The sequence below is a fragment of the Streptomyces sp. NPDC037288 genome (assembly GCF_055603265.1).
Genome location: NZ_JBVJVY010000020.1, coordinates 1 through 24,461, shown reverse-complemented (window position 1 = coordinate 24,461; position 24,461 = coordinate 1). Strand labels below are relative to the sequence as shown.

General features: G+C 73.5%; 13 protein-coding genes and 2 pseudogenes. 2 read left to right on the top strand and 13 right to left on the bottom strand.

What is annotated here, in order from left to right; translation table 11 throughout:
- Window positions 1–36: 36 nt before the first annotated feature.
- The 3 genes from ACZ7GZ_RS22380 to ACZ7GZ_RS22370 all read right to left on the bottom strand — a co-directional run bounded on the left by ACZ7GZ_RS22380 (window position 37) and on the right by ACZ7GZ_RS22370 (window position 7,802).
- The gene (locus tag ACZ7GZ_RS22380; RefSeq protein ID WP_471026741.1) at window positions 37–3,672 is read right to left on the bottom strand and encodes an ATP-dependent helicase; all 3,636 of its coding nucleotides are present in this window, start codon (window positions 3,670–3,672) and stop codon (window positions 37–39) included.
- A 111-nt stretch (window positions 3,673–3,783) separates the two neighbouring features.
- A complete protein-coding gene (locus tag ACZ7GZ_RS22375; RefSeq protein WP_471026738.1) occupies window positions 3,784–7,158 on the bottom strand; it encodes an ATP-dependent helicase in 3,375 nt (1,124 codons plus the stop codon).
- Between the two features lie 257 nt (window positions 7,159–7,415).
- The gene (locus tag ACZ7GZ_RS22370; RefSeq protein WP_471026735.1) at window positions 7,416–7,802 is read right to left on the bottom strand and encodes an MGMT family protein; all 387 of its coding nucleotides are present in this window, start codon (window positions 7,800–7,802) and stop codon (window positions 7,416–7,418) included.
- A gap of 186 nt (window positions 7,803–7,988) precedes the next feature.
- On the opposite strand from ACZ7GZ_RS22370, the gene ACZ7GZ_RS22365 reads away from it, so the two are divergent.
- Complete coding sequence (locus ACZ7GZ_RS22365) at window positions 7,989–10,847, top strand: lysylphosphatidylglycerol synthase transmembrane domain-containing protein (protein WP_471026732.1); 2,859 nt, start codon at window positions 7,989–7,991, stop codon at window positions 10,845–10,847.
- Window positions 10,848–10,933: 86 nt separating this feature from the next.
- The gene (locus tag ACZ7GZ_RS22360; protein WP_471026730.1) at window positions 10,934–12,481 is read left to right on the top strand and encodes an alpha/beta hydrolase; all 1,548 of its coding nucleotides are present in this window, start codon (window positions 10,934–10,936) and stop codon (window positions 12,479–12,481) included.
- A 99-nt stretch (window positions 12,482–12,580) separates the two neighbouring features.
- On the opposite strand, the gene ACZ7GZ_RS22355 is transcribed toward ACZ7GZ_RS22360, so the two are convergent.
- The 10 genes and pseudogenes from ACZ7GZ_RS22355 to ACZ7GZ_RS22310 all read right to left on the bottom strand — a co-directional run bounded on the left by ACZ7GZ_RS22355 (window position 12,581) and on the right by ACZ7GZ_RS22310 (window position 24,252).
- Window positions 12,581–12,880, bottom strand: a complete 300-nt coding sequence (locus tag ACZ7GZ_RS22355) for a GYD domain-containing protein (RefSeq protein WP_471026729.1) — start codon at window positions 12,878–12,880, stop codon at window positions 12,581–12,583.
- A 218-nt stretch (window positions 12,881–13,098) separates the two neighbouring features.
- Window positions 13,099–14,277 (bottom strand): adenylyltransferase/sulfurtransferase MoeZ, encoded by a 1,179-nt coding sequence (gene moeZ / locus ACZ7GZ_RS22350; protein WP_471026727.1) that lies wholly within the window; start codon window positions 14,275–14,277, stop codon window positions 13,099–13,101.
- A 63-nt stretch (window positions 14,278–14,340) separates the two neighbouring features.
- Window positions 14,341–15,090 carry a spherulation-specific family 4 protein gene (locus tag ACZ7GZ_RS22345; RefSeq protein ID WP_471026725.1) on the bottom strand — a complete coding sequence of 250 codons (750 nt, stop codon included), beginning with the start codon at window positions 15,088–15,090 and terminating at the stop codon, window positions 14,341–14,343.
- Window positions 15,078–16,037 (bottom strand): NAD-dependent epimerase/dehydratase family protein, encoded by a 960-nt coding sequence (locus tag ACZ7GZ_RS22340; protein WP_471026723.1) that lies wholly within the window; start codon window positions 16,035–16,037, stop codon window positions 15,078–15,080. The genes ACZ7GZ_RS22345 and ACZ7GZ_RS22340 overlap by 13 nt, the downstream gene beginning before the upstream one ends.
- 343 nt (window positions 16,038–16,380) lie before the next feature.
- Entirely contained in the window at window positions 16,381–17,691 is a 1,311-nt protein-coding gene (locus tag ACZ7GZ_RS22335) for a hypothetical protein (protein WP_471026722.1), read from the bottom strand.
- 32 nt (window positions 17,692–17,723) lie between these two features.
- A complete protein-coding gene (locus tag ACZ7GZ_RS22330; RefSeq protein ID WP_471026922.1) occupies window positions 17,724–19,418 on the bottom strand; it encodes a DUF3492 domain-containing protein in 1,695 nt (564 codons plus the stop codon).
- A 213-nt stretch (window positions 19,419–19,631) separates the two neighbouring features.
- A pseudogene (locus ACZ7GZ_RS22325) lies at window positions 19,632–20,962 on the bottom strand (ATP-binding cassette domain-containing protein).
- Window positions 20,959–21,510, bottom strand: a pseudogene (locus ACZ7GZ_RS22320) (ABC transporter permease); the annotation flags it as partial. The pseudogenes ACZ7GZ_RS22320 and ACZ7GZ_RS22325, both read right to left, overlap by 4 nt.
- A 41-nt stretch (window positions 21,511–21,551) precedes the next feature.
- Entirely contained in the window at window positions 21,552–23,261 is a 1,710-nt protein-coding gene (locus ACZ7GZ_RS22315) for a DUF3152 domain-containing protein (protein WP_471026719.1), read from the bottom strand.
- A gap of 7 nt (window positions 23,262–23,268) precedes the next feature.
- Complete coding sequence (locus ACZ7GZ_RS22310) at window positions 23,269–24,252, bottom strand: alpha/beta fold hydrolase (RefSeq protein WP_471026716.1); 984 nt, start codon at window positions 24,250–24,252, stop codon at window positions 23,269–23,271.
- Between the last annotated feature and the right edge of the window lie 209 nt (window positions 24,253–24,461).

The following is a 24,461-nucleotide window of genomic DNA, read 5'->3' as shown; positions in this document are numbered from 1 at the left end:
CCCGCACCGACATCCTCGGCGGGCGGTTCGTCACACTCAGGTCGCCTGGTGTGCCGCTTCGGTGTCTTGCGTTCCGGGGTCTTGCGTTCCGGAGCCTTGCGTTCCGGGGTCTTCCGCGGCGTCTTCCGTGAGGAGCCGTTCCAGGGCGGCCCGGTCCGGCAGGTCGTGCGGTCGTACGACCTCGCCGCTGCGGACGTACAGGAAGGCGGCCGTCACGGACTCGGGCGGCACGCCCTGCTGCTCGGCCCAGGCCAGCCGGTACACGGCGAGCTGGAGCGGGTCGGCGGTGCGGGTGCGGCCGGTCTTCCAGTCGACGATCTCGTACGTCACCTCCTCGCCGTCGCCCCGCTTGTAGATCGCGTCGATGCGACCCCGTACGACGCGGCCGGCGAGGGTGAGCTGGAAGGGGGCCTCGACCCGGTAGGGGGTGCGCCGGGCGTACTCGCTGCGTTCGAAGGCCTCTTTCAGGGCTTCCAGGTCGTGTTCGTCGGCGATCTCGGCGTCGCTGCCGGGCAGCTCGTCCGGTTCCAGCAGGGGCAGCGTCAGTTCCTCGAAGCGGGTTTCGACCCAGGCGTGGAACCGGGTGCCACGGCGCGCGGCCGGTTGCGGGGGGCGTGGCATGGGGCGCGCGAGTTCACGCGCGAGCCCGTCCGGGTCCTCGGCCAGGCGCAGCAGCTGGGTCGCGCTGAGCGTGGCGGGCAGCGGGACGTCGGTGACGGCCTGCCGGGCCCGCAGCAGCTCTCCGGACAGCGCGGCGAGGTCCCGGTCCCAGGAGGCGATGGTGCGGGCCTCCTCGGGGGTGAGGGAGGTGTCAGGCTCGTGGGTGAGGGAGGTGTCGGGCGCGGCGTCGGGGGTGCGCGGGGCGCGTGCGCCCGGTGCGGGCGCCTGGTGGGGGACGGTCGGCCGCTCGGCGCTCCAGGAGTCCCATCCGTCGGGGTCCTGGGCGCCGGGGCCGCCGCTGTAGGGGAGCTCGTCCCCGTACGGGGCCTCGTCGTACGGGCCCTCGTCGTACGGGCCCTGGGCGCAGGGCTCGCCCTCGTACGGTTGGTCGCTGTACGGGTCTTGGTCGTCACCGTCCTCTTCGTCCGGCGGTGCGGGCCAGTCCGGGTCGTCGAGGGCGGCGGGGTCGTGCGCGGCCGGCGGGTGGCCGGGATCCCCGGCGGCGAGGGCCTCGAGGTGGGCGAGGACGGTGTCGGCGGCCGCGCGACGGCGGGCCAGGGCGGCGTCGTCCAGCGGGAGCGGCCACACCTGGTCGGCACCGGCCGTGTGCAGGGCGGGGTTCTCCTCGTCCTCGGCGGGCTCCTCGGCCCACGCCTCGGTCTCGCCGTACCCGGCGGCGCAGTGGTCGTGGAGGGCCTGGAGGAAGTCGGAGGGGCCGCGCGGTTTCTTCTGGCTGGGCCCCCACCAGTGGCCGGAGCCGAGCAGCAGGGAGCGGGGGCGGGTGAAGGTGACGTAGCCGAGGCGGAGCTCCTCGGTGTGCTGGTGGTCCTTCATGGCCTCGTGGAAGGCCTTCATGCCGCGCGCGTCCCAGCTGTCGACGTCGGGCAGGGTGTCCGTGTCGCCGCGCAGGGCGTGCGGCACCACCTTGGCCTGCGCCGTCCACTTCTCGCGGCCCTGTGCGCTGGGGAACTGGCCCTTGACCAGTCCGGGAACGGCGACGACGTCCCACTCCAGGCCCTTGGACTTGTGGGCGGTGAGCACCTTGACGGTGTTCTCGCCGCCGGGCAGGGCGTTGTCGAGGCCCTTCTCGTACTGCGCGGCGGTGCGCAGGAAGCCCAGGAAGGCGAGCAGGGTGGCCTGCGCGTCGCTCGCCGCGAAGGAGGCGGCGACGTCCAGGAAGTTGGACAGGGTCTCGCGGCGGCGGGCGGCCAGGGCGTGCGGGGACGCCGACAGCTCCACCTCCAGGCCGGTGACGGCGAGGACGCGGTGCAGGACGTCCATCAGCGGGTCGGACAGCGAACGGCGCAGGTCGCGCAGCTCGGCGGCCAGCCGGGCGAAGCGCACGCGCGCGTCCGGCGAGAACGGCAACCCGTCGTCCGCGCCTTCTTCGAAGGCCCCCTCCATCGGTGATTCGAGGAAGGTGTCGAGGGCGTCCGCGAGCGATATCACCTCGGCCGGATCGACTCCTTCGACGGCGGCGGCGAGCCGCCGGTCCGGGTCGTCGGTGTCGTCCCCGCGCGCGTGGGCGACGAGCAGGCGGGCGCGGCGGCCCAGGAGGGCGAGGTCGCGGGGGCCGATGCGCCAGCGCGGGCCGGTGAGCAGGCGCACCAGGGAGGCGTTGGCGCCGGGGTCCTGGAGGACTTCGCAGACGGCGACGAGGTCGGCGATCTCGGGCAGGTGCAGCAGTCCGGACAGGCCGACGACCTCGACGGGGATGTCACGGGTCACGAGGGCGCCCTGGATCTCGGCGAAGTCGGTCGCCGTGCGGCACAGGACGGCGATCTCGCCGGGGGCCGTGCCGGTGTGCACGAGGTGGGCGATCGAGTCGGCGATCCAGTCGATCTCCTCGGCGTGGGTGCGCAGCAGGGCGCAGTGGACCGTGCCGTCGTGCTCGGCGCCGGAAGCCGGGCGGAGGGCCTCGACGCCCGCGTGCATGGCGCGCAGCGGCTCGGCGAGGCCGTTGGCGAGGTCGAGGAGGCGGCCGCCGCTGCGTCGGTTCTCGCTGAGCGCCCGCCGGGTGGCGGGCCGGCCGTCGGGGTGCGCGAAGTGCGCCGGGAAGTCGTCCAGGTTGGCGACGGACGCGCCGCGCCAGCCGTAGATCGCCTGGCAGGGGTCGCCGACCGCGGTCACCGGATGGCCCGTACCGCCGCCGAACAGGCCCGCCAGCAGGACACGCTGGGCCACCGAGGTGTCCTGGTACTCGTCCAGGAGCACCACGCGGAACTCCTCGCGCAGCAGCCGGCCCACCTCGGGGATGTGGGCGAGGCGGGCGGACAGGGCGATCTGGTCGCCGAAGTCCAGCAGGTCGCGCTCGCGCTTGGCGGCCCGGTAGCGCCGGACGAGATCGGTCAGTTCCCGGCGGGCCGCAGCTGTCTCGGGGACCTTGCGCAGATCGGCGTTGGTGAGGTTGGCGCCCTGCAGGGTGTGCAGCAGACCGGCGTCCCAGGCGCGCAGTTCCGCGGGCTCGACGAGGTGTTCGGCGAGTTCGGAGTCGAGGGCGAGGAGGTCGCTGACGAGGTCGGCGAAGGAGCGGGTCAGCGCCGGGTAGGGGCCAGGGGCCTCGCGCAGCACGCGCGCGGCGAGCTGGTAGCGGGTGGCGTCGGCGAGCAGCCGGGAGGTGGGCTCCAGGCCGAGGCGCAGGCCGTGGTCGGTGAGCAGCCGGCCGGCGAAGGAGTGGTACGTCGAGATCACCGGTTCGCCGGGCGGGTTGTCCGGGTCGATGGCATCGGGGTCGGTCACGCCGGCCTTGATCAGTGCCTTGCGGACGCGTTCGGCCAGCTCACCGGCGGCCTTGTTGGTGAAGGTCAGGCCGAGGACCTGTTCGGGGGCGACCTGGCCGGTGCCGACCAGCCAGACCACACGGGCGGCCATCACGGTGGTCTTGCCCGACCCGGCTCCGGCCACGATCACCTGCGGGGCGGGCGGCGCGGTGATGCAGGCCGTCTGCTCCGGGGTGAACGGGATACCGAGGAGCTCTTTGAGCTGCTCGGGGTCGGTGATGCGGGCGGACATGTCGGGAAAGGCTAGCGGCGGGCACTGACAGTCGCGGACGGATCAGCCGCCCGGGACGGAAGAAGCCCAGGTCAGCGCCTGTGGTGCCGTACGTCACTCAGGCGGGGTCACTCACTCGACCACGTGTCGCCCCTCGGGCCGGGCGCTGCACGAGGCGCGGAACGCGCAGTGGGTGCAGTGCTGGCCGGTGTTCGGCGCGAACCGCTCGTCGAGGACCTTGCCGGCGGCGGTGGCCAGCAGCTCACCGACCCACTCTCCTGACAGCGGCTCCTGGGGCTGCACCTTGGGCAGGCTGTCGCCTCCGTCGCGCTTGGCGGCCCCCTGCCTGAGGTGCACCAGTTCCGCGCCGCCGGGTTCGGGGCGTACGCCGTCGAAGGCCTCGTCGACGGCGCCTTCGCGGACGGCGAGCTGGTAGACGGCGAGCTGGGGGTGGCGGGCCACCTCGGCGGCGCTGGGTGCCTGTTTGCCGGTCTTGAAGTCGACCACGTAGGCGCGGCCCTCGCCGTCCGTCTCCACGCGGTCCATCTGGCCGCGGATGCGGACCTGGTAGTCGCCCGCTTCGAGGGTGACGTCGAAGTCCTGCTCGCTCGCCACCGTGGTGCGCCCGGTGCGGGCCAGCACGTGCCAGTTCAGGAAGCGTTCGAGCGCCACGCGCGCGTTGTCCTTCTCCTGCCGGGACTTCCAGGGCGCGTCGAAGGCGAGCGCGTTCCAGACCGTGTCCAGGCGTTCCATCAGGACGTCGAGGTCGGCCGGGGTGCGGCCGGAGGCGACCTCGTCGGCGAGGACGTGGACGACGTTGCCGAAGCCCTGTGCGGCGGTGGCCGGGGCGTCGGCCTTCACCTCGCGGCCCAGGAACCACTGGAGCGCGCAGGTGCGGGCGAGCTGGTCGAGGGCGCTGCCGGAGAGTACGACCGGCTGGTCGCGGTGGCGCAGCGGCACCTTGCTCTCGGTCGGGTCGTACATGCCCCACCAGCGGTAGGGGTGCGCGGACGGCACCAGGGGGCGGCCGTCCTCGTCGGCGAGGGCGGCGAGCCGGGCCAGGCGGCGGGCGGCGGCCTGGCGCAGGGCGGCGGACGCACGCGGGTCGACCGTGGTGGCGCGCAGCTCGGCGACGAGCGCGGCCACGGACAGCGGGCGCCGGGGGCGGCCGGTGACGTCGCGGGGCTCGACGCCGAGTTCGGTCAGGAAGCGGGACGGCTGGTCGCCGTCGTCGGCCGGTGCTTTCACCGCGGTCACGACGAGGCGTTCACGCGCGCGCGTGGCGGCGACGTAGAACAGCCGGCGCTCCTCGGCGAGCAGCGCGCCCGGGGTGAGCGGTTCGGCGAGCCCGTCCCGGCCGATGCGGTCGGCCTCCAGGAGGGAGCCGCGGCGGCGCAGGTCGGGCCACAGGCCCTCCTGGACGCCGGCGACGACGACCAGCCGCCACTCCAGGCCCTTGGAGCGGTGCGCGGTCATCAGGCGGACGGCGTCCGGGCGCACCGCGCGGCGCGTGAGCGTGTCGGCGGCGATGTCCTCGGCCTCGATCTCCGCCAGGAAGTTCAGCGCGCCGCGTCCCCCGGTGCGCTCCTCCGCTCGCGCGGCGGTGGCGAACAGCGCGCACACGGCGTCCAGGTCCCGGTCGGCGTTGCGGCCGGCCGCGCCGCCGCGCCGGGCGGCCCGCTCCAGGCGTGCGGGCCAGGGCGTGCCCTCCCACAGGTCCCACAGCGCCTCCTCGGCCGTACCGCCGCCTGCCAGCCGTTCACGGGCCTTGCGGAGCAGCGCGCCGAGGCGCTGCGCCCCGCGCGCGTACGCCGGGTCGTGCACGGCCAGGCGCTCGGGTTCGGCGAGCGCTCGTGCGAGCAGTACGTCGGAGGGGGGCGGCAGCGGGTTGCCGGCCGTCCGCTCCTCGTCGCGCAGGGCACGTCCGAGGCGGCGCAGGTCGGCGGGGTCCATGCCGGCGAGAGGGGAGGCGAGCAGGGTGAGTGCGGTCTCGGTGTCGAGCCAGGAGGCGGTGTCCGGGGGCTCGGCGGCGTCTTCGGGAGCGGCGTCTTCGGGAGCGGCGTCCTCGGCGGAGGGCTCGTCCTGCGGGGCGCTGTTCTCCTCATGGCGCCGCGCCTCCGCCCCGGCCACCGCGCGCAGGGCCGTCAGTAGCGGGGTCACCGCCGGCTCGTGGCGCAGGGGCAGGTCGTCGCCGTCGATGTCCAGCGGGACGCCGGCCGCGGTGAGGGCGCGGCGCAGGGTCGGCAGGGTGCGGGAGCCGGCCCGGACCAGGACGGCCATGTCGCTCCAGGCGACGCCGTCCTCCAGGTGCGCGCGGCGCAGGATGTCCGCGATGTTGTCCAGTTCCGTACCTGCTGTCGGGTACGTGTAGACCTCGACGCGGCCCCCGTCCCGTACGGCGGCCGGCTCGCGGTGCGCACGGACCTTCTCGGCGGGCAGCCGGGCCAGCGGCATGCGCTGGGTGATCAGGCGGGTGGCGGCCAGCAGGGCGGCCCCGGAGCGGCGGGAGGTGCGCAGCACCTCGACTGGGGCGGGGCGGCCGTCCACGCGCGGGAAAGCCGCCGGGAAGTCGAGGATGCCGTTCACGTCGGCACCCCGGAACGCGTAGATCGACTGGTCGGGGTCGCCGAGGGCGACCAGGGTGCGTCCGCCGCCGGCCAGCGCGTGCAGGAGCCGGACCTGGGCGGGGTCGGTGTCCTGGTACTCGTCGACGTACACGGCGTCGTACCGGGCGGCGAGCCGGGCGGCGGTGTCGGGGCGGCGGGCGAGCAGGACCGCGCGGTGGACCAGTTCCGCGTAGTCGATCACGCCCTGCATGTCGAGGACGTCGAGGTACTCGGCGAGGAACCCGGCGGCGGCGCGCCAGTCCGGCCGCCCGATACGGCGGGCGAACGCGTCCAGCGCGTCGGGGCCGAGGCCCAGCTCGCGGCTGCGGGCGAGGACCGCGCGGACCTCGTCGGCGAAGCCGCGCGTGGTCAGGCAGGCGCGCAGTTCGTCGGGCCAGCGGACAGGGGTGAGGCCGAGCCGCTCCAGCTCCGGCTGCCCGGCGAGCAGCTCGCGGACGGTGACGTCCTGCTCGGGGCCGGAGAGCAGGCGCAGCGGCTCGGCGAACAGACCGCTGTCCTGGTGGGCGCGCACCAGGGCGTAGCAGTACGAGTGGAACGTGGTCGCCCGGGGGGCGCGGGCGGCACCGATGCGCAGGGCCATGCGGTCGCGCAGGTCGACGGCGGCCTTGCGGCTGAACGTCAGCACCAGGATGCGCTCGGGGTCGGCGCCCCGGGCGATCCGCGCGGCCACCGACTCGACGAGGGTGGTGGTCTTGCCGGTGCCGGGTCCGGCGAGGACGAGCAGGGGTCCGTTGCGGTGGTCAACCACGGCGCGCTGTGCCGCGTCCAGTCGAGGGGGGTCCATGGCGGCCGGCGGGGTACGGACCAGTCGGTAAGCGCCCCGGCCCCCCTGGCGCACCTGGAGGTGCGGCAGACGCCTGGTGGTGGAGGAGGAGCTCACGTGATCGTCCGGTCCTGGTGGTCGTGCTGGTGGGCGGGCGGTCACGCGTGCGAGGCGGTGGCCGCGGGGTGAGGGGGACGCGCGCAGCTGACGCTACGCCGCCGCAGCGGACGGAAGCAGGGCTTCCGTCCTTTCCCGCGCAGCGCCGGCGTCACGTGCGTCCCTCACCTCACGAACGTACGGCATGCCACGGAAGTCCCCCACGTCACCCGAACGGGCCACGGGCGCTCCCCGGAGGCATCCGATGGCGGAAGCTGTCAGATGTGACCCCCCGCGCCCGCCCCGCCGTCCCAACGGGCCCGCCGCATGTCGAGTCGCGGCAGATGGCCCTCGGCCCTCCTGGCCGCCTCCTTCAGCGGTGTGCCCTCCGCGCGGTAGTGGGCGAGCGCGCGCAGCTCGTGGCCGGGCAGCAGCAGCCCGTCGGCACGGACGACCCGCCACCACGGCACGGCGCCTCCGTAGAGGGACATCACCCGGCCGACCTGGCGCGGACCGCCTTCCTCGAGCCACTCGGCGACATCGCCGTACGTCATGACCCGGCCCGGCGGAATCCGCTCGGCGACCTGCAGGACCCGCTCGGCGTACTCCGGCAGGGCGTCCGCGTACTCCCCCGGGGTGTCCTCGGCACGGCTCTGCTCGCTCATTCGCCCCATCCTGCCGCACCCCGCCGACATCGCGGCGCGGACCGCGAGGAGCGGCCCTCTCGCCCCGGGACGCCGCTTCCGGCAGACTGTGCGCCCACGCATCCGCACCCTGATGCCCGCGTGTGTCGGTGGGGCATGCCACCATCGTGCGGGCGGTGACTGGTGATACGAGACCAAGAAGAGACCATGAAGCAGCAGGGCGTGCATCCCGAGGGCGGGGCGGGCACCCCTGACGCCGGCGCGCGCCCCGGTACCGGTCCGCGTCGCCACGACGGCACCGACGACGCCGGTTCACGCAAGGACGACGGCGCCGAAAACGCCCGTCCGCCCGAGGACGACGGCACGCGCGCGCGCGAGGACGACGACCGCACGCGCGAGGACGACGACACCGAGGGGGCGCACGTCTCGGAGAACACGCCCCCCGACCGCGGTCCGGGCGCAGACGACGATCCGCACGCCGAGGCAGTGGAGGGCGACGAACCGCTGCTCCCCGCGCGCGTGCACCGCCCCTCCGACCTGATGCGGCTCCTGGTGGGCCTGCTCGCCATCGTGGTGCTGCTCGCGATCGCCGCGTTCGCGCACGGCACCACCTCGGGTCTCGAACAGGACATCAACAAGGGCACCGGGCAGGCCCCCGATCTGCTGATCAGGTTCGCGGGTCTGGCGTCCAGCATCGCGATCCTGCTGGTACCGGTCGCCTTCGCGATCGAACGGCTGATCAAACGCGACGGGCTGCGCATCGCCGACGGCGTCCTCGCGGCCGTCCTCGCCCACGGAGTGACCCTCGCGACCGACCTGTGGGTCGCGAGGGCCGCCCCGGACTCGATCCAGGAGGCGCTCACCCAGCCCTCACCGGGCGACATCCACGCCCTGACCGACCCGGTGCACGGCTATCTGGCCCCGGTCATCGCCTACATGACGGCCGTCGGCATGTCCCGCAGACCCAGATGGCGCGCGGTGCTGTGGATCGTGCTGCTGCTCGACGCGTTCTCGATGCTGGTCACCGGCTACACGACCCCGTTCTCGATCATCCTGACCGTGCTGATCGGCTGGACCATCGCCTACGGCACCCTGTACGCGGTCGGCTCTCCCAACGTCCGCCCCACCGGGCAGACCCTGATGGCGGGCCTGCGGCACGTCGGCTTCCACCCCGTCAGCGCGGCCCGCGAGGAGGCCGTGGAGACGGAGAACGGCGACCGCGGCCGGCGCTACTTCGTCACCCTGGAGAACGGCCCGCCGCTGGACGTCACGGTCGTCGACCGCGAGCAGCAGGCCCAGGGCTTCTTCTACCGGGCGTGGCGCAATCTCACCCTGCGCGGTTTCGCCACCCGCTCCAGCCTGCAGTCGCTGCGCCAGGCGCTGGAACAGGAGGCGCTGCTGGCCTACGCGGCGATCGCGGCCGGCGCCCACGCGCCCAAGCTCATCGCCACCTCCGAACTCGGCCCCGACGCCGTCATGCTCGTCTACGAGCACACCGGCGGGCGCACGCTGGACTCGCTGGCCGACGCCGAGATCACCGACGAGCTGCTGCGCAACACCTGGCACCAGGTGCAGGCGCTGCAGTCGCGGCGCATCGCACACCGCAGACTCGCGGGTGACGCGATTTTGGTGGATCGTTCCGGCAGGGTGATCCTCACCGAGCTGCGCGGCGGCGAGATCGCGGCCGGCGAGCTGCTGCTGCGCATGGACGTGGCCCAACTGGTCACGACGCTCGGGCTGCGGGTCGGGGCCGAGCGGGCGGTGGCCTCGGCGGTCGGGGTGCTCGGACCCGACGCGGTCGCCGACTGCCTGCCGATGCTGCAGCCGATCGCGCTGACGCGCTCCACGCGCGCGACGCTGCGCCGCCTGGGCCGGGAACGCGCCGAGCGCGAACGCGAAGCGGTCCTGGAGGCGTCCCGGCAGGCCAAGCAGGCCCGCCTGGAGGAGGCGACCGAGACGAGCCGGGCCGCCCTGGAAAAGCCCGACAAGAAGACGGTCCGCGCCGAGCAGCGCGCGGAGCGGCGGGCCATCGACGAAGCCCTCGAAGAGGCCCGCGAGGAGGACCTGCTCACCCAGATCCGGCACGAGGTGCTGCGGATCAGACCGCAGGCCCCCGTGGAGCCGGCCCGGCTGGAGCGCGTGCGCCCGCGCACGCTCATCAGCTTCATCGCGGGTGCGATCGGCGCGTACTACCTGCTGACGCAGCTCACCCACATCGAGTTCGGCACGCTGTTCGCGCAGGCCCAGTGGGGCTGGGTGATCGCCGCGGTGTCGTTCTCCGCGCTCAGCTATGTCGCCGCGGCGATGGCACTGCTGGGCTTCGTACCCGAGCGGGTGCCGTTCCTGAGGGCGGTGGCGGCGCAGGTCGCCGGGTCCTTCGTGAAGATCGTGGCACCGGCCGCGGTCGGCGGTGTCGCCCTGAACACGCGCTTCCTGCAACGCGCCGGGGTGCGCGCGGGACTCGCGGTGGCGAGCGTCGGCGCGTCGCAGCTGTTCGGGCTCGGCTGCCACATCCTGATGCTGCTGTCCTTCGGCTATCTGACCGGCACCGAGAAGACCCCGTCGCTGTCGCCGTCCCGGACGGTCATCGCCGGCCTGCTGACCGTGGCGGTGCTGGTGCTCGTGGTGACCTCGGTGCCGTTCCTGCGGAAATTCGTCGTCACGCGCGTGAGGTCGCTGTTCGCCGGTGTCGTACCGCGGATGCTCGACGTGCTGCAGCGACCGCAGAAGCTCGTCACCGGCATCGGCGGCATGCTCCTGTTGACGGCCTGTTTCGTGATGTGCCTGGACGCCTCCGTGCGGGCGTTCGGCGACGGCTCGGCCTCGCTGAGCATCGCCAGCGTCGCCGTCGTCTTCCTCGCCGGCAACGCGCTCGGGTCCGCGGCGCCCACCCCGGGCGGCGTGGGCGCGGTGGAGGCGAGCCTCACGCTCGGCCTGATCGCCTTCGGCCTGCCCAAGGAGGTCGCCGCTCCGGCCGTCCTGCTGTACCGCCTGCTGACACTGTGGCTGCCGGTCCTGCCGGGCTGGCTGGCCTTCAACCACCTCACCCGCAAGGGAGCCCTGTAAACGGCCTCCCGCACGGCGGGGCGGGCGCGTACCTCGTACGGCCCGCGCCCCGCGCGCGCCTTGGCGTGCGCCCCCAGGATGGGACCATGGCGAACCCCTCCCGGCTGCACGCCGCCGCCCTGACCACCACGGCCGTGCTGCTGGCCGCCCTGCTGGCCGGATGCGGCGACGGGACCCGGCGCGACGGCGACCTCACGGCGCAGAAGCTGGACTGGAAGGACTGCCCGGCTCCGTCCGAGGCCGAGGGCGGCGGCAGCGCTCCCTCCCCGCTGCCGAACGGCACCGCCTGGCAGTGCGCCACCATGCAGGCGCCCCTCGACTGGAACAAACCGAAGGGCGACACCATCGGCATCGCCCTGATCCGGGCCAAGGCCACCGGCCCCGCGAACCAGCGGATCGGCTCGCTCGTGTTCAACTTCGGCGGTCCCGGCGGCAGCGGCGTCAGCACGCTGCCGGCCTTCGGCGCGGACTACGCCGCCCTGGGCACCCGCTACGACCTGGTCAGCTTCGATCCGCGCGGGGTCGGCCGCAGCGCGCCGGTGAAGTGCGAGAGCGACGCCCAGCTGGACGTGTACTTCCAGCAGGACGCGACCCCGGACACCGGCGCCGAGCGCACCGCGCTCCTGAACCGCACCAAGCAGTTCAACGCGGCCTGCGAGAAGAACTCCCAGAAGACCCTGCCGCACGTGGCGACCACCGACGCGGCCCGCGACATGGACCTGATGCGCCAGGTCCTCGGCGACACCAAGCTGCACTACTTCGGCATCTCCTACGGAACCGAACTGGGCGGCGTGTACGCCCACCTGTTCCCCAGGAACGTCGGCCGGGCGGTGCTCGACGCCGTCGTCGACCCCACGCAGAACCCCGAACAGAGCGCGGTGGGACAGGCCAAGGGCTTCCAGCTGGCGCTCGGCAACTTCGCCGCGGACTGCACCTCGAAGACCACGCAATGCCCGATCGGCGACACCGCCCAGGACGTGAAGAACCGCATCGCGAAACTCCTGAACGACCTGGAGAGGAAGCCGATCCCCGGCATCACGCCACGGCAGCTGACCCAGACCGCCGCGACGAACGGCATCGCGCAGGCCCTGTACTCCAAGGACTTCTGGGAGTACCTCACCGAGGGCCTGGAGCAGGCCTACGAGGGCGACGGCAAGATCCTGATGCTGCTGTCCGACTCGTTGAACGGCCGCAGTGAGAACGGCGAGTACAGCAACATCACGGCGGCGAACATCGCCATCAACTGCGCCGACGACAAACCCCGGTACACCGCCGACTACGTCCAGCAGAAGCTGCCCGAGTTCCGCGCCGCCTCCCCGCTGTTCGGGGACTACCTGGCCTGGGGCATGGTCAGCTGCACCGACTGGGCCGTACCGGGCGCCGCCGACCATCCCGACGTCAGCGCGCCCGGCTCGGCACCGATCCTCGTCGTCGGCAACACCGGCGACCCGGCCACACCCTACGAGGGCGCGAAGAAGATGGTGGACGCGCTCGGCAGGGGCGTCGCCGTCGAGCTGACGTACAAGGGCCAGGGGCACGGCGCGTACGACAGCAAGAACAAGTGCGTGCAGAGCGCCGTCAACGACTACCTGCTCAACGGCAAGGAACCGAAGGCCGGCACGGTCTGCTCCTGACGCAACCGAGGGGCCCCGGGCGCGCCGTACGCACCCGAAGCCCCGTCCCGCACGGGGCACCGGCCGGTGGCAGAACTGGCAGGTACCCAGGTGGACGACTCAGGACCCGGCGGCCCTGCCGACGATGCGGTCCATCTCTTCTCGACCGAAGGCCCGCAGAGTCGTGGTACGGACATTGCCCACCCCGCCGATCTGCAGGAGTGCCGCGGTGGCGGTCTCGTCGTCGGGCGCCTCGACGACGGCCACGAGGTCGTACGGGCCGACGGTCCAGTAAATATTCAGGAGCTTCGCCCCGAGCTTCTCTACCGCTGCGCCGAAGGCTTCGGCGCGCTTCGCGGTGTCCTTGTAGTTCCGGATCCCTTGATCGGTCCAGTTCAGCAACGAGACGTAGGTCGGCATTTTCTTCCACCTTCACGAGGAGACACGTCGCAAGGTCAATCCTGGACATCAGACCTGAAACCTGCATGAAGTACGCACCCGAACGAGTACTACGAAGCTGTGCCCGCCGTAAGGCGGGCCACCCACAGTGTGCTATCCGGCATGTGGCGAAGCCCACGGCATCTGAACTGGTCAGAGCCGTGGGCTTAGTCAGCCTCGCTGGTGGGCGAGACCCGTGATCAGTAGACCGGCTTGTGCGGTTCGATCTGGTTGACCCAGCCGATGACGCCGCCGCCGACGTGGACGGCGTCGGCGAAGCCCGCGGACTTCAGGACGGCCAGGACTTCCGCACTGCGGACACCCGTCTTGCAGTGCAGGACGATCTTCTTGTCCTGCGGCAGGCCCTGCAGAGCGGTGCCCATGAGGAACTCGTTCTTCGGGATCAGCGTGGCGCCCGGGATGGAGACGATCTCGTACTCGTTCGGCTCGCGGACGTCGATGATCTCGATGTTCTCGCCGTCGTCGATCCACTCCTTGAGCTGCTTCGGAGTGATCGTGGAGTCGGCGGCCGCCGCCTGGGCCTCCTCCGAGACGACGCCGCAGAAGGCCTCGTAGTCGATGAGCTCGGTGACGGTCGGGTTCTCGCCGCAGACCGCGCAGTTCGGGTCCTTGCGGACCTTGACCTGGCGGTACTGCATCTCCAGGGCGTCGTAGATCATCAGGCGGCCGACCAGCGGCTCGCCGATGCCCGCGAGGAGCTTGATGGCCTCGTTGACCTGGATGGAGCCGATGGACGCGCACAGCACGCCCAGGACGCCGCCCTCGGCGCAGGAGGGGACCATGCCGGGGGGCGGGGGCTCCGGGTAGAGGCAGCGGTAGCAGGGGCCGTGCTCGGACCAGAAGACGGAGGCCTGGCCGTCGAAGCGGTAGATCGAACCCCACACGTACGGCTTGTTCAGCAGCACGCACGCGTCGTTGACCAGGTAGCGGGTCGCGAAGTTGTCCGTGCCGTCGACGATCAGGTCGTACTGGCTGAAGATGTCCATCACGTTGTCGGCTTCCAGCCGCTCCTCGTGAAGGATCATGTTCACGTACGGGTTGATGCCCTTGACCGTGTCACGCGCGGACTCGGCCTTGGAGCGGCCGATGTCGGACTGGCTGTGGATGATCTGGCGCTGCAGGTTCGACTCGTCGACCTCGTCGAACTCCACGATGCCGAGGGTGCCCACGCCCGCGGCGGCCAGGTACATCAGTGCCGGCGAGCCCAGGCCGCCGGCGCCCACACAGAGCACCTTGGCGTTCTTCAGCCGCTTCTGCCCGTCCATGCCCACGTCGGGGATGATCAGGTGGCGGGAGTACCTGCGGACCTCGTCTACGGTGAGCTCATCGGCTGGCTCGACCAGGGGTGGCAGCGACACGGGGACTCCGTTGGTCGGTCAAACAGTACGGTTGTTCTCTCCGTAACACTGCCACGGCCTTTTTCATTCCGAGACACCCGTTCCGATACGCGAGACGATGTCGTCCCAGTAGCCGGGCATCGTCTCCCAGGGGTCGGCGCGCCCGCCGTGGTCCGTGCGGTCGGTGAAGTAGATCGTCGCCGCTCCCTGCCAGCGGGCGATGCGCAGCGCCTCCTCCAGGTGACCGCGGGGTACGCCGTGCACGAAGTGGCAGAAGCGGTCCGGCGGGTAGTCGGCGGTCCACTCGGCCACCTGCGACCAGCGGTAGTCGGACCAGGAGCCGGAGAAGGTCACCAGCTGGTCGGCGTTCTCGGCATAACCGGCGTGCGGGTGGCTGCCGTGACCGAGGACGATGTGGGCGCCGTCACTGATCGCCCGCAGTGTGGTGACCGCACGGCGGACCTCGGGGAGCGCCGTGCGGTCGGTGGGGCAGCGGTCCAGCAGGAAGCCGTCGACGCGGTACCAGTCGAGGTGGCGGTGGGCGTCGGAGAGCAGGTCGGCGAAGGCGCGGGCGCCATGGGTGAGGTCCAGGTGGCCGAGGACCCGTACGCCCGCTCCGCGCAGCCTGCCCGCCGCTTCCAGGCAGTGCGGGTCGGGGCGGGTGCCGGGGCCGCCCGCCACATTGAGGACCACCCAGTCCAGGGGGGTGCCGGGGCGGGCGAGTTCGGCCCACTGGGCGGGGGCGACCAGCGGGTGGGCGTAGCCGGGGATGCCGAGGGCGGTGCGCAGGCCGGTGCTCGTGGCACCCGCTGTGGTGCTGGTCAGATGCGGCATGCCGCCTCCATCCAGATGTCGGCCAGGGATTCTTCGAGGTTGATGCGGGGCCGCCAGCCGAGCCGGTCGCGTGCGGTGCGCACATCGGCCTGCTGCCAGCTGCCGCAGCCGTCCGGGTACGGGTAGGCCACCGGTGCCGCGTGGTCGGAGTCGGGCCGGGGGTGGCCGATGGCGGCACGCAGCGGGCCGGGCGGGGCGTCGAGTTCGTGCAGGGCGCCGCCGTATCCGGCCACGCGCGCGAGGACGGCGGCGGCGTCGCGCAGGCGCACGGCGCGGCCGGAGCCGATGTTGATGACGCCCTGCGCGGCGGAGAGCGAGGCGGCGTGCACGGCGCGGGCGACGTCGCGTACGTCGACGAAGTCGCGCTGGGCACCGAGACCGCCGAGCTTGAGTTCGCCGTCGCCGGACTGCATGGCGCGCCGCATGGCCTCGGCGAGCCGGCCCAGCGGGGAGCCGGCCGGGGTGCCGGGGCCGGCCGGGGAGAAGACCCGCAGCACGACCGCGTCCAGGCCGGAGCCGAGGACCAGTTCGGTCGCGGCGAGCTTGCTGACGCCGTACGGGCCGCCGGGGCGCGGTACGGCGTCCTCGGCGGTGGAGGAGCCGGGCTGGCTCGGCCCGTACTCGGCGCTGCACCCGACCTGCACCAGGCGGGCGCCGCAGCCGCTGCGGCGCAGGGCCTCGCAGACGGTGGCGACGGCGACGGTGTTGTGCCGGGTGAGTTCGCGGGCGCCGCCGCGGATGGCGCCCGCGCAGTTGATGACGACCCCGGGGTGCACCGCGTCGAGGAAGCGGGTGAGTGCGCCCGGGCTGCCGGTGGCCAGGTCGAAGCGGACGTCGGCGTCGTCGCCGCGGCCGAGCGCGGTGAGCTGGACGGCCGGGTCGGCGAGCAGGCGGTCGGCGACGAACCGGCCGATGTATCCGTTGGCTCCGATCAGCAGGACCCTCATCGGACGGCTCCCGGGATGTGCGCGCCGGCCTGAGCGGCGGTACCGGCGTGACCGGCGGGGCTGGTACGGCCTGCGGGTCCGCCGGCGAGTCCTCCGGGACACAGGCGTCTGACGGGATCGCTGTGGCAGACGGGACCCGCGTGGCCGGTGGCTGCGCGGCGCCAGGAGCGTGCGGCGGCTCCGCTCGCTCTCACGGTGCCGGCCGATCCGGTCGTTCCCCGGACTCCGGTTCCGGCGGTTCCGGCGGCTCCGGACGCTCCGGGTCGGGAGGTGGTCATCTGGTGTTCTCCTTCAAAAGGGGTGGTGCGGTCGCCTCCGGCGGTCCGGGCCGGGGGCGGAAGGTTCAGTCGGGGGCTCCCGTGGGCGCGTGCGCCGAGGCCCGGGTCAGCGTGCGGGCGGCGTGGAGCAGCAGGGCCAGCGCCGCGGTGCCGCAGGCGAGGGCCGGGACGGCGGCCGTCCCCCAGGCGTGCACGAGGGTCCGGACGGGGACTGCCAGGGCGGCGCAGCCGGGCAGCCTTGCGGCCAGCGGCAGGGCGAGGGCCACCGCCTCTGTGACCGCCGCGGCACCGAGCACCACGGCCGGGGCATGCCGGTGGTGGTGCGCGGTGAGCAGGCGGGCGAGCAGGAGCAGGGCGCCCAGGGCGAGCGTCTGCGGGTAGGCCGCGGGTTCGTGCAGGACGGTGCCGCACACCAGCAGCAGTGCGGTGAGCGCGCCGAGGAAAAGTACAAACGTGCCGCACAGCAACGGGCGGGCGGCGGCCGTGAAGTCCTCCAGGCCCCGGCTGCCGGCGAGCCTGCGGCGGGCGCCAGCGGTGAGCAGGTGGGCGCACCAGGCGGCCGGGACGCAGGCCAGGGTGAGGGCGAGGGCGGGCGCGCCGGCCGTGGGCCAGGGGCCGTCCGGGGTCCCGGTCGGCAGGGCGTCGGGGCCGCCCGTCACGGCGGCGTGCAGCAGACCGTCGCCGAGGAGGGCGTACGCGAGGAGCCAGAGCGTCCACACGCGCGTGCCGTGCGCCGTGTGCCACACACGCGTGCCGTGCGCCGTCTGCCCCGCGTGGGTACCGGACGGGCCGGCGAGGGGGCCGCGGCGCAGTGCGGCCCGCGTGGCGAGGGCGAGGGTGAGGATGCCGGCGAGGGCGACCAGGAGGCGGGGGTGGCCGTGGGTGAGGCGCAGTCCGGCGACGGTGGCCGTGCCGAGGGCGCCGGGCAGGAGGGTGAGCAGGATCCAGTCGGCGCGGACACGGGGTGCGGGCAGCGGCTCGGTCTCGGGGCCGCGCTCACCGGTGCGCGGCACGCGCGCGTACAGCTCCTCGGCGAGCGAGAAGACGTCGCGGTGGCGGAAACGGGCGGCGGTCCGGTCGGTGACGCCGTGCGCCTCCAGCCCGGCGGCGATCTCCAACGGGTCCACCGCCCGCTCGCACAGCTCCTTGTGCCGGTGCAGCAGGGCCTTCACAGGGTCAGCGGCGCCGCGCCGGGGTGCGGCGACGTGCCGGGGTGCGGCGACGTGCCGCTCGCCCGGCTCGGGGCCGGCCGAATCTGCCTCACGGGCGGGCGAGTTGTCCCACGCCCCGGGCCGCGCGTCCCAGGGCTCGGCACGCCTGGGCGTCCCGGGCCGGTCCAGCCCGACCGACGTACCCCCCTCGCCGGGCTCACCCACCGCGCCGCTCCCGCGTCCGTCCCGTACGCCCATCACGCCCCCTCCGCAGCGGCCAGCGGTGTCGCGCGCACCGGTGGGACCGTCGCCCAACCGGGGACGGCCCGGGGCAGGACGCGGGCCGTCGGGCCGGTCCAGCGGCCGGGGACGTGGGATTCGGCGGGGGTGGCGAACGGCCGTGGCTCGCCGGCCTCGTCGAGGACGACCCGGCGGACCGGACAGTGCGAGACGATCTGCAGGTAGATGCCGTGGAACGCCGCGATGTTCTGCTCGACGGTGAACAGTTCGAGCGCGCGGGCGCGCGCGGCGGCGCCGAGGCGCGCGCGGCGCTCGGGGTCGCGCAGCAACGCCACACACGCCTCGGCGAGCGCCCGCGGATTGCGCGGGGGTACAACGAGCCCCGTGCCCCCGATGACCTCGACCACCGCGCCGACGTCGGTGGACACGGTGGCCCGGCCGCAGAACATGGCCTCGATGAGGCTGATCGGGAAGCCCTCGACCACGCTGGACAGCACGACGACCGCCCCGGCGGCGTACGCGTCGGGCAGCGTGGGGGCCTCCGGACCGCCGATCTCCTCGAAGGAGACCGGGTTGTCGCCGACCGCGTGCACACCCTCGGCCTCGTCCGGGAAGAGCTGCGCGGCGAGCGTCCGGCAGTGGCCGAGGTAGGCCGCGCCCTCGGGGCCGGCGGGCGCGCCGACGATCCGGAGGCGTGCCTGGGGTTCCTCCTTGCGGACCTCGGCGAAGGCGTGCAGCAGCGAGATCAGGTCCTTGGCGGGTTCGACGCGCCCGACCCAGACCAGCGTGTCCGTATCGGCTCGGTCCGGGGCCTCGCCGACGTCCGCGAAGCGGGCGGCGTCCATGCCCGGGTGGACCGTGCGGATCCGGGCCCGGTCGGCGCCGCACCGCTCCTGCCAGCGGCGGGCGTGGGCGTTGCCCGGGGTGAGGATCTCGGCCCGCCGGTACACCTCGGTGGCGAGCCGGCCGTGGAAGGCGCCGAGCAGCGCGCGTACGGCGGGGGCGGCGGTGTCGGCGTCGAGGGACAGGTAGTGCGAGCGGAGGGGGACGCCGTACTCGGTGACGAGCAGTGGTACGTCGGAGAAGTGCCGGGCGAGCAGTCCGGGGAGGGCGGCCGAGCCGCCGGCGGTGGCGTGACAGAGGTCGGCCGCGCCCAGGCCGTCGTCGCCGTACCAGTCGAGGGAGAGGGGGCGCAGGGCGCGTTCGAAGTGTGCGGCGACGGTGAGCAGGTCGGGTACGCGCGCCTCGTGCGCCGTGCGCGGCGCGCCGGGGGCGCGGCAGGCGCGTTCGAGGGTGCGCACGGCGGCGTCCGAGCGCAGCGCGCCGACCAGGCCGCCCTTCTCACGGGCGAGTTCGGCGAGTCCGTACAGCGCGGTGCCGAAACGGTCCGCCAGAGCGGTGGCCCCCTCCTCGGAGGCGGCATCGGCGCCGGTCCCGGCGCACACCGCCGCGACCAGTTCGCCGTAGCACTCGGTGAAGCGCCGGCGCGCGCGCCGCCCGTGGGCGGCCCCGTCGTCCTCGGCTGTCCACAGCGGCGCCGTACGGACCCCGCTGACCTGCGGCGGGAGGGCGACCCAGCCGTCGTCCTGCTGGCGCCGGCTGCGGCTGAGCGCGTAGATGTCGAACTCGTGCTGCTCGAGCCCGCGCACGAGCCGGTCGCACCAGAGTCCGGCGTCACCGCCCACAAACGGGTAGCCACCCACCGTAAGCATTCCGATACGCACGTGTGCACCCCCGATCTCCCGTCCGGTGAGCCGCCCCGGTCCCGGCGGCTCGCAGCGGGACGAACGTAAGGGGACAAGGCGGTGGCGCGACGGACGGTTGTCCATCGCGCCACCAAAAGGGGTGAACGGTCGTAACTTTCGCGTGCGGGCCGCGTTCGTCCGCGCTAAGGCCTCGCGCCGCGATCAACCATGCACGAAACGTTACGCCACGGCCGGTTCGCGGCGGGCCGCACGGCGCTGGGCCGCCCGTTCCGGGTCGAGCGCCGGTACGGCGGCCAGGAGTTGCCGGGTGTACGGCTCGCGCGGACTGTCGTACACCTCGTCCGCCGGCCCGTACTCGACGACCCGGCCCCGGCGCATCACCGCGACACGGTCGCTCACCCGCCGTACGACGGCGAGGTCATGCGCGATGAACACCAGCGCGAGGCCGAGCTCCCGCTGGAGTTCGCCGAGCAGCTCGACCACCTGGGCCTGTGTGGTGACGTCGAGCGCGGAGACGGGCTCGTCGCACACGATGACGCGCGGTTCGGCGGCGAGCGCGCGGGCGATGCCGACACGCTGGCGCTGGCCGCCGCTGAACTCGTGCGGGTAGCGGTCGTAGTGCGCCCTGTCGAGACCCACGCGCTCCAGCAGCTCCCGCACGCGCCGCTGGATGCGCTCCTCATCGCGTTCACCACGCGCGCGTAGCGGATCGGCGATGGACTCGCCCACGCTTCGGCGGGGGTTGAGGGAGGAGACGGGGTCCTGGAAGACCATCTGGACGGCCGGGTTCACGCCGGTGTGCGGGCGGCCCTCGTAGCGGATCGCGCCGGCGGTCGGCTCCAGCAGCCCCACGAGCATGCGGCCGAGGGTGGTCTTGCCGCTGCCGCTCTCACCGACCACGCCGAGGGTCTCGCCGCGCCGGACGGTCACCGAGACGTCGTCCACGGCCGCGAACGCCCGCTTGCCGCGCCCGAACCCGCGCCGCACGCCGGTGGCCTCCAGCACGACCTCGTCGGTGGCCGGGGAACCGGTGCGGCGCGCGTCCACGCGCGGGACGGCGTCGAGGAGTTCGCGGGTGTACGCCTCGGCGGGCGCCGCGAGGACCGTGCCGACCGGGCCGTGCTCGACGGCCCTGCCGTGCCGCATGACGAGGATGTCGTCCACGCTCTCCGCCGCGACACGCGCGCGTGGACGCGGTAGACCTCGGCGATCTGGTCGCCGATCGCGTAGTACGGGTCCAGCGAGGACAGCGGGTCCTGGAAGACCATGGCCGCCCTGGCGCCGCGCAGCCGCCGCAGCTCCTCGTCGGAGGCGTCCTGCACGTCGGTGCCGGCGACGCGCACCGAGCCGGCGACCCGCGCCCCGGTGCCACGGTGCAGGCCCAGCAGGGCGCCCGCGACCGCGGACTTGCCGGAGCCGGACTCGCCGACGAGGGCCAGCGCGGCGCCCTTCGCCAGGCTGAAGGAGAGTCCGTCCACGGCCCGCAGCGCACCGAACCCGACGGTCAGGTCCGTGACGTCGACCAGGCTCGTACGTTCGTCCAGGCTCATGCGAGCACCACCCGTCGGTCGGCCACCGCGTACAGGACGTCCGCGACGGCGTTGGCGAGGACCACGAAGAAGCCGATGACGAGGACCATGCCGACGACCACCGGCAGGTCCACGACCTTCACCGCGTGCACCACCTCCTGGCCGATGCCGGGCAGGCCGAACAGGGTCTCGGTCAGGACGGCGCCGCCGACGGCCGAGCCGAAGGTGACCGCGTTGAGCGCGATGACGGACGCGGTCGCGCCGCGCAGCGCGTGCCGGACGATCACCGCCCGCTCACCGACGCCGTACGCGCGGAAGGTACGGATGTGGTCCTCGGCGAGGGTCTCCAGCATCGACGCCCGGGTGAGCCGGGCGAAGCTGGCCGACTCGACGAGGGCGAGGGAGAGCCAGGGCAGCAGCAGGTTCCAGGCCCACTGCTCGGGGTCGTCGGTGAAGTTCACGTACTGCGGGAAGGGCAGCACCTGCAGTTCGCCACAGACGACGATCATCAGGACCAGGCCGATGACGAAGACGGGTGTGGCGACGCCCGCCAGCGTGATCGCGGTCAGCGACCCCACGACTCATGTCAATGTGACGTAAGGGGCACCCGTCAACTCCCGGGGTACGGCCAGGGGTTGGGCAGACAGTGGATTCCGTCATGGTCCAGGAACTTGGTCTGCTGCTGCATGACAGGGGCGAGTTCGCCGTCCTTCTGGCACGACACATGGCCGTGGCCGAGCCGGTGACCGACCTCATGGTTGATCAGCATCTGCCGATAGGCATGGATTTTGTCCCCGTACGTCTTGCTGCCCTGGGCCCATCTGTATGCATTGATCATCACGCGTTCGGTGGACGCGGAGTCGCAGGAGACGTTGTCCTCCGTGGTGTCCAGTCCCGACTTCGCGCACCACTTGGCGGTCGTACCGGGGCTGGCCAGCGTGATCACGAAGTCGGGCTTGCCGGAGGAGATCCGCTCGAAGGTACGGGCGCCGGCGTGGGCCCAACTGCGGTCGTCGTTCAGGGTCTTCTGCACGGCCTCGGCGAACAGCTCGCCGTCGAGCCCCAGGCCCTGCTCGACGTCCACACGGTAGGTGTACTTCTGCCCCCTGCCGGGCGCCTTGGCGAAACCGGGCACCGCGTCGAACCTCCCCGAGGCCTTCATCGTGGCGCTGAGCGGGTACGTCCGGCCCATCTTCTGCTCGTACGACAGCGTGGCCGTGCCGGGCGAAGGGGTCTGTCCGCCGGGGGTGCGTGCGTCGCGGGCCTGGTCGGTGGCGGACCTCGACTGTGCGGTGCCGTCGTCGCGCGACTCGGTCACCTGTCCCGCGACGACCACCGCGAGCACCGTGGTGACGGCGGCAGCGGCGATACCGGTGAAGGTCCGGGCGCGCGGCGGTCCCTGGGCGGCGGATCCGCCGTCCTGCGACTGCGGCTGCGTCGTGGCCGCCCGCGCGGTTCCCCGCTCCCCTTGCGGGGCGCTGTCGCCGGGGCCGTCCGTCTCCGGCGCGTCGGCCGGGTGCCGCTCGGCGGGGCGGGGCTTCCCCACGCGGGGCGCGAAGACGTCGACGTCGCCCTCGATGCCGACAGCGCCGTCGCGCCCGTCGGTGAAGGCGTCGAGGTACTCCTGCCGCGGCCCGGTGCCGGATCCCGGCCCCGCCGGCCGCTGCCGCGGAAGTACCCCACCGGGGCCGGCCGCTCCCGCGAACTCCCCCCAGGCGGCCCCGGCTTCCCGCTGCTCGGGGTGCCCACCACGCGTGGCAGCACCGCCACGAAGGCGGGGCGCACCGTGTGCGGGAGTGCCGTCGGGGAGCCTGGGCATGCCGTGTGCGGGCGTGCCGTCGCCGGACCGCGGCACTCCGTGAGCCGGGGTGCCGTCAGCAAACCTCGGCACACCGTGCGCGGGCGTGCCGTCAGGGAAACGGGGTACACCGTGCCCGGGCGTGCCGTCACCGAAGCCGGGCACACCCCGGGCGGGTGTGCCGTCGGAAAACGTCGGGACACGAGGCGCCGGCGTGCCGTCAGGAAGACGCGGCACTCCGTGAGTGGGGGTGCCGTCCGGGAACGTCGGCGATCCCTGGGGGGCGCGCGGCGGGTAGCCGGCGGCGGCACCCGGCCCGCCCATCGGCCCCGGACGCCGCCCCCGCGGCTCGGGTCGCCGCTCCGGCGGCGCCTGTCGCTGCCCCGGCAACAGGGGTTGTCCGCCGCCCTGGACCGGAGTGTCCCCACCGTCCGAGGGGGTGCCCTGTTGTTCCCTGCGCCTGGCGATTATGTCCGCGGAGTCGTCCTTGGGGGCCGGGCCGCGGCGGCTGTGGCGTCCCACGTCGGCCTCAGCTCCCCGTAGCCACGTCGGTGCCGCCGTCCCCGTTCGCCGCGAGGAGGTCCCGGAACGCCGTGGCCACCACGTCCGGGTACTCCATCATCGCCACGTGCCCGGCGTCCGGCAGGGACAGCAGGCGGGCGTCACGGAAGGCGCGGGCGGCCCGGTGGGCCATGCGGAAGCCGATCAGCTGGTCGCGACCGCCGTAGACGAGCAGGGTCGGCGCGAGCACGCGCTCGGCCTGGCGCCACAGGCCGTGCTGTCCGCCGAGTGTGTAGGCGTTGACGATCCCGCGCGCGGAGCGGGCCATCGCGTCCCAGAAGTACGGCAGCTGCAGCCGCCGCTCCAGCTCCTCCACGGCATGCCCGAACGCCTCGGGCGACACGCGCGCGGGGTCGCCGTAGCACAGCGCCAGGACCCCGCGCACCCGCTGTTCAGCGGTCCACTCCTTGGTCAGCCGGGTGAACAGGGCGGCGACACCGGGCACGCCGAGCAGGGCGGTCGGCGCCGCGGTGCGCTGGATGCGCAGCTCCGGCAGGGCGGGCGACACCAGGGTGAGCGTACGGACCAGGTCGGGTCGTACGGCGGCCACGCGCGTGGTGACCGCGCCGCCGAGCGAGTTGCCGAACAGGTGGACCGGACCGCGGCCGGCCGCGTCGAGATGGCGGATCACCGCGCGCGCGTGCCCGGTGACGGAGTAGTCCCCGTCGTCCGGGGGCGGGGAGTCGCCGAAGCCCGGCAGGTCGACCGCCTCGCTGTCCACGACGCCGTCCAGCTCGGCCATCAGCGCCGACCAGTTCTGCGAGGAGCCGCCGAGCCCGTGGACGTACAGGGCGGGCGGCAGGCCCTGGCGCGCGGGACGGCGGGAACGGATCGACAGGGTGACTCCGGGCAGCCCCACGGACCGCAGCCGTTCGCCCTCTGCCACCCGGACGGGCGCCACCTTCGGAAGCACGCTGGCGGCCGGCACGGACGGCGACTCGGTCGAAGACATGCGGCAATGTTACGAGGTGATCACGCCGAGGTTCATGTGGTGGCCGTCACAGAATGAAACGCGGGTCACGGGTGAACCGGAATGGTCGCGGGGGGGGGGGGGGGGGGGGGGGGAGGGGGGGGGGAGGGGGGGGGAGGGGGGGGGGGGGGGGGAAGGACTCGGAACAGAAAGGATCGTAGAAGAAGTCCGACACCCAAAAAAAAATATGC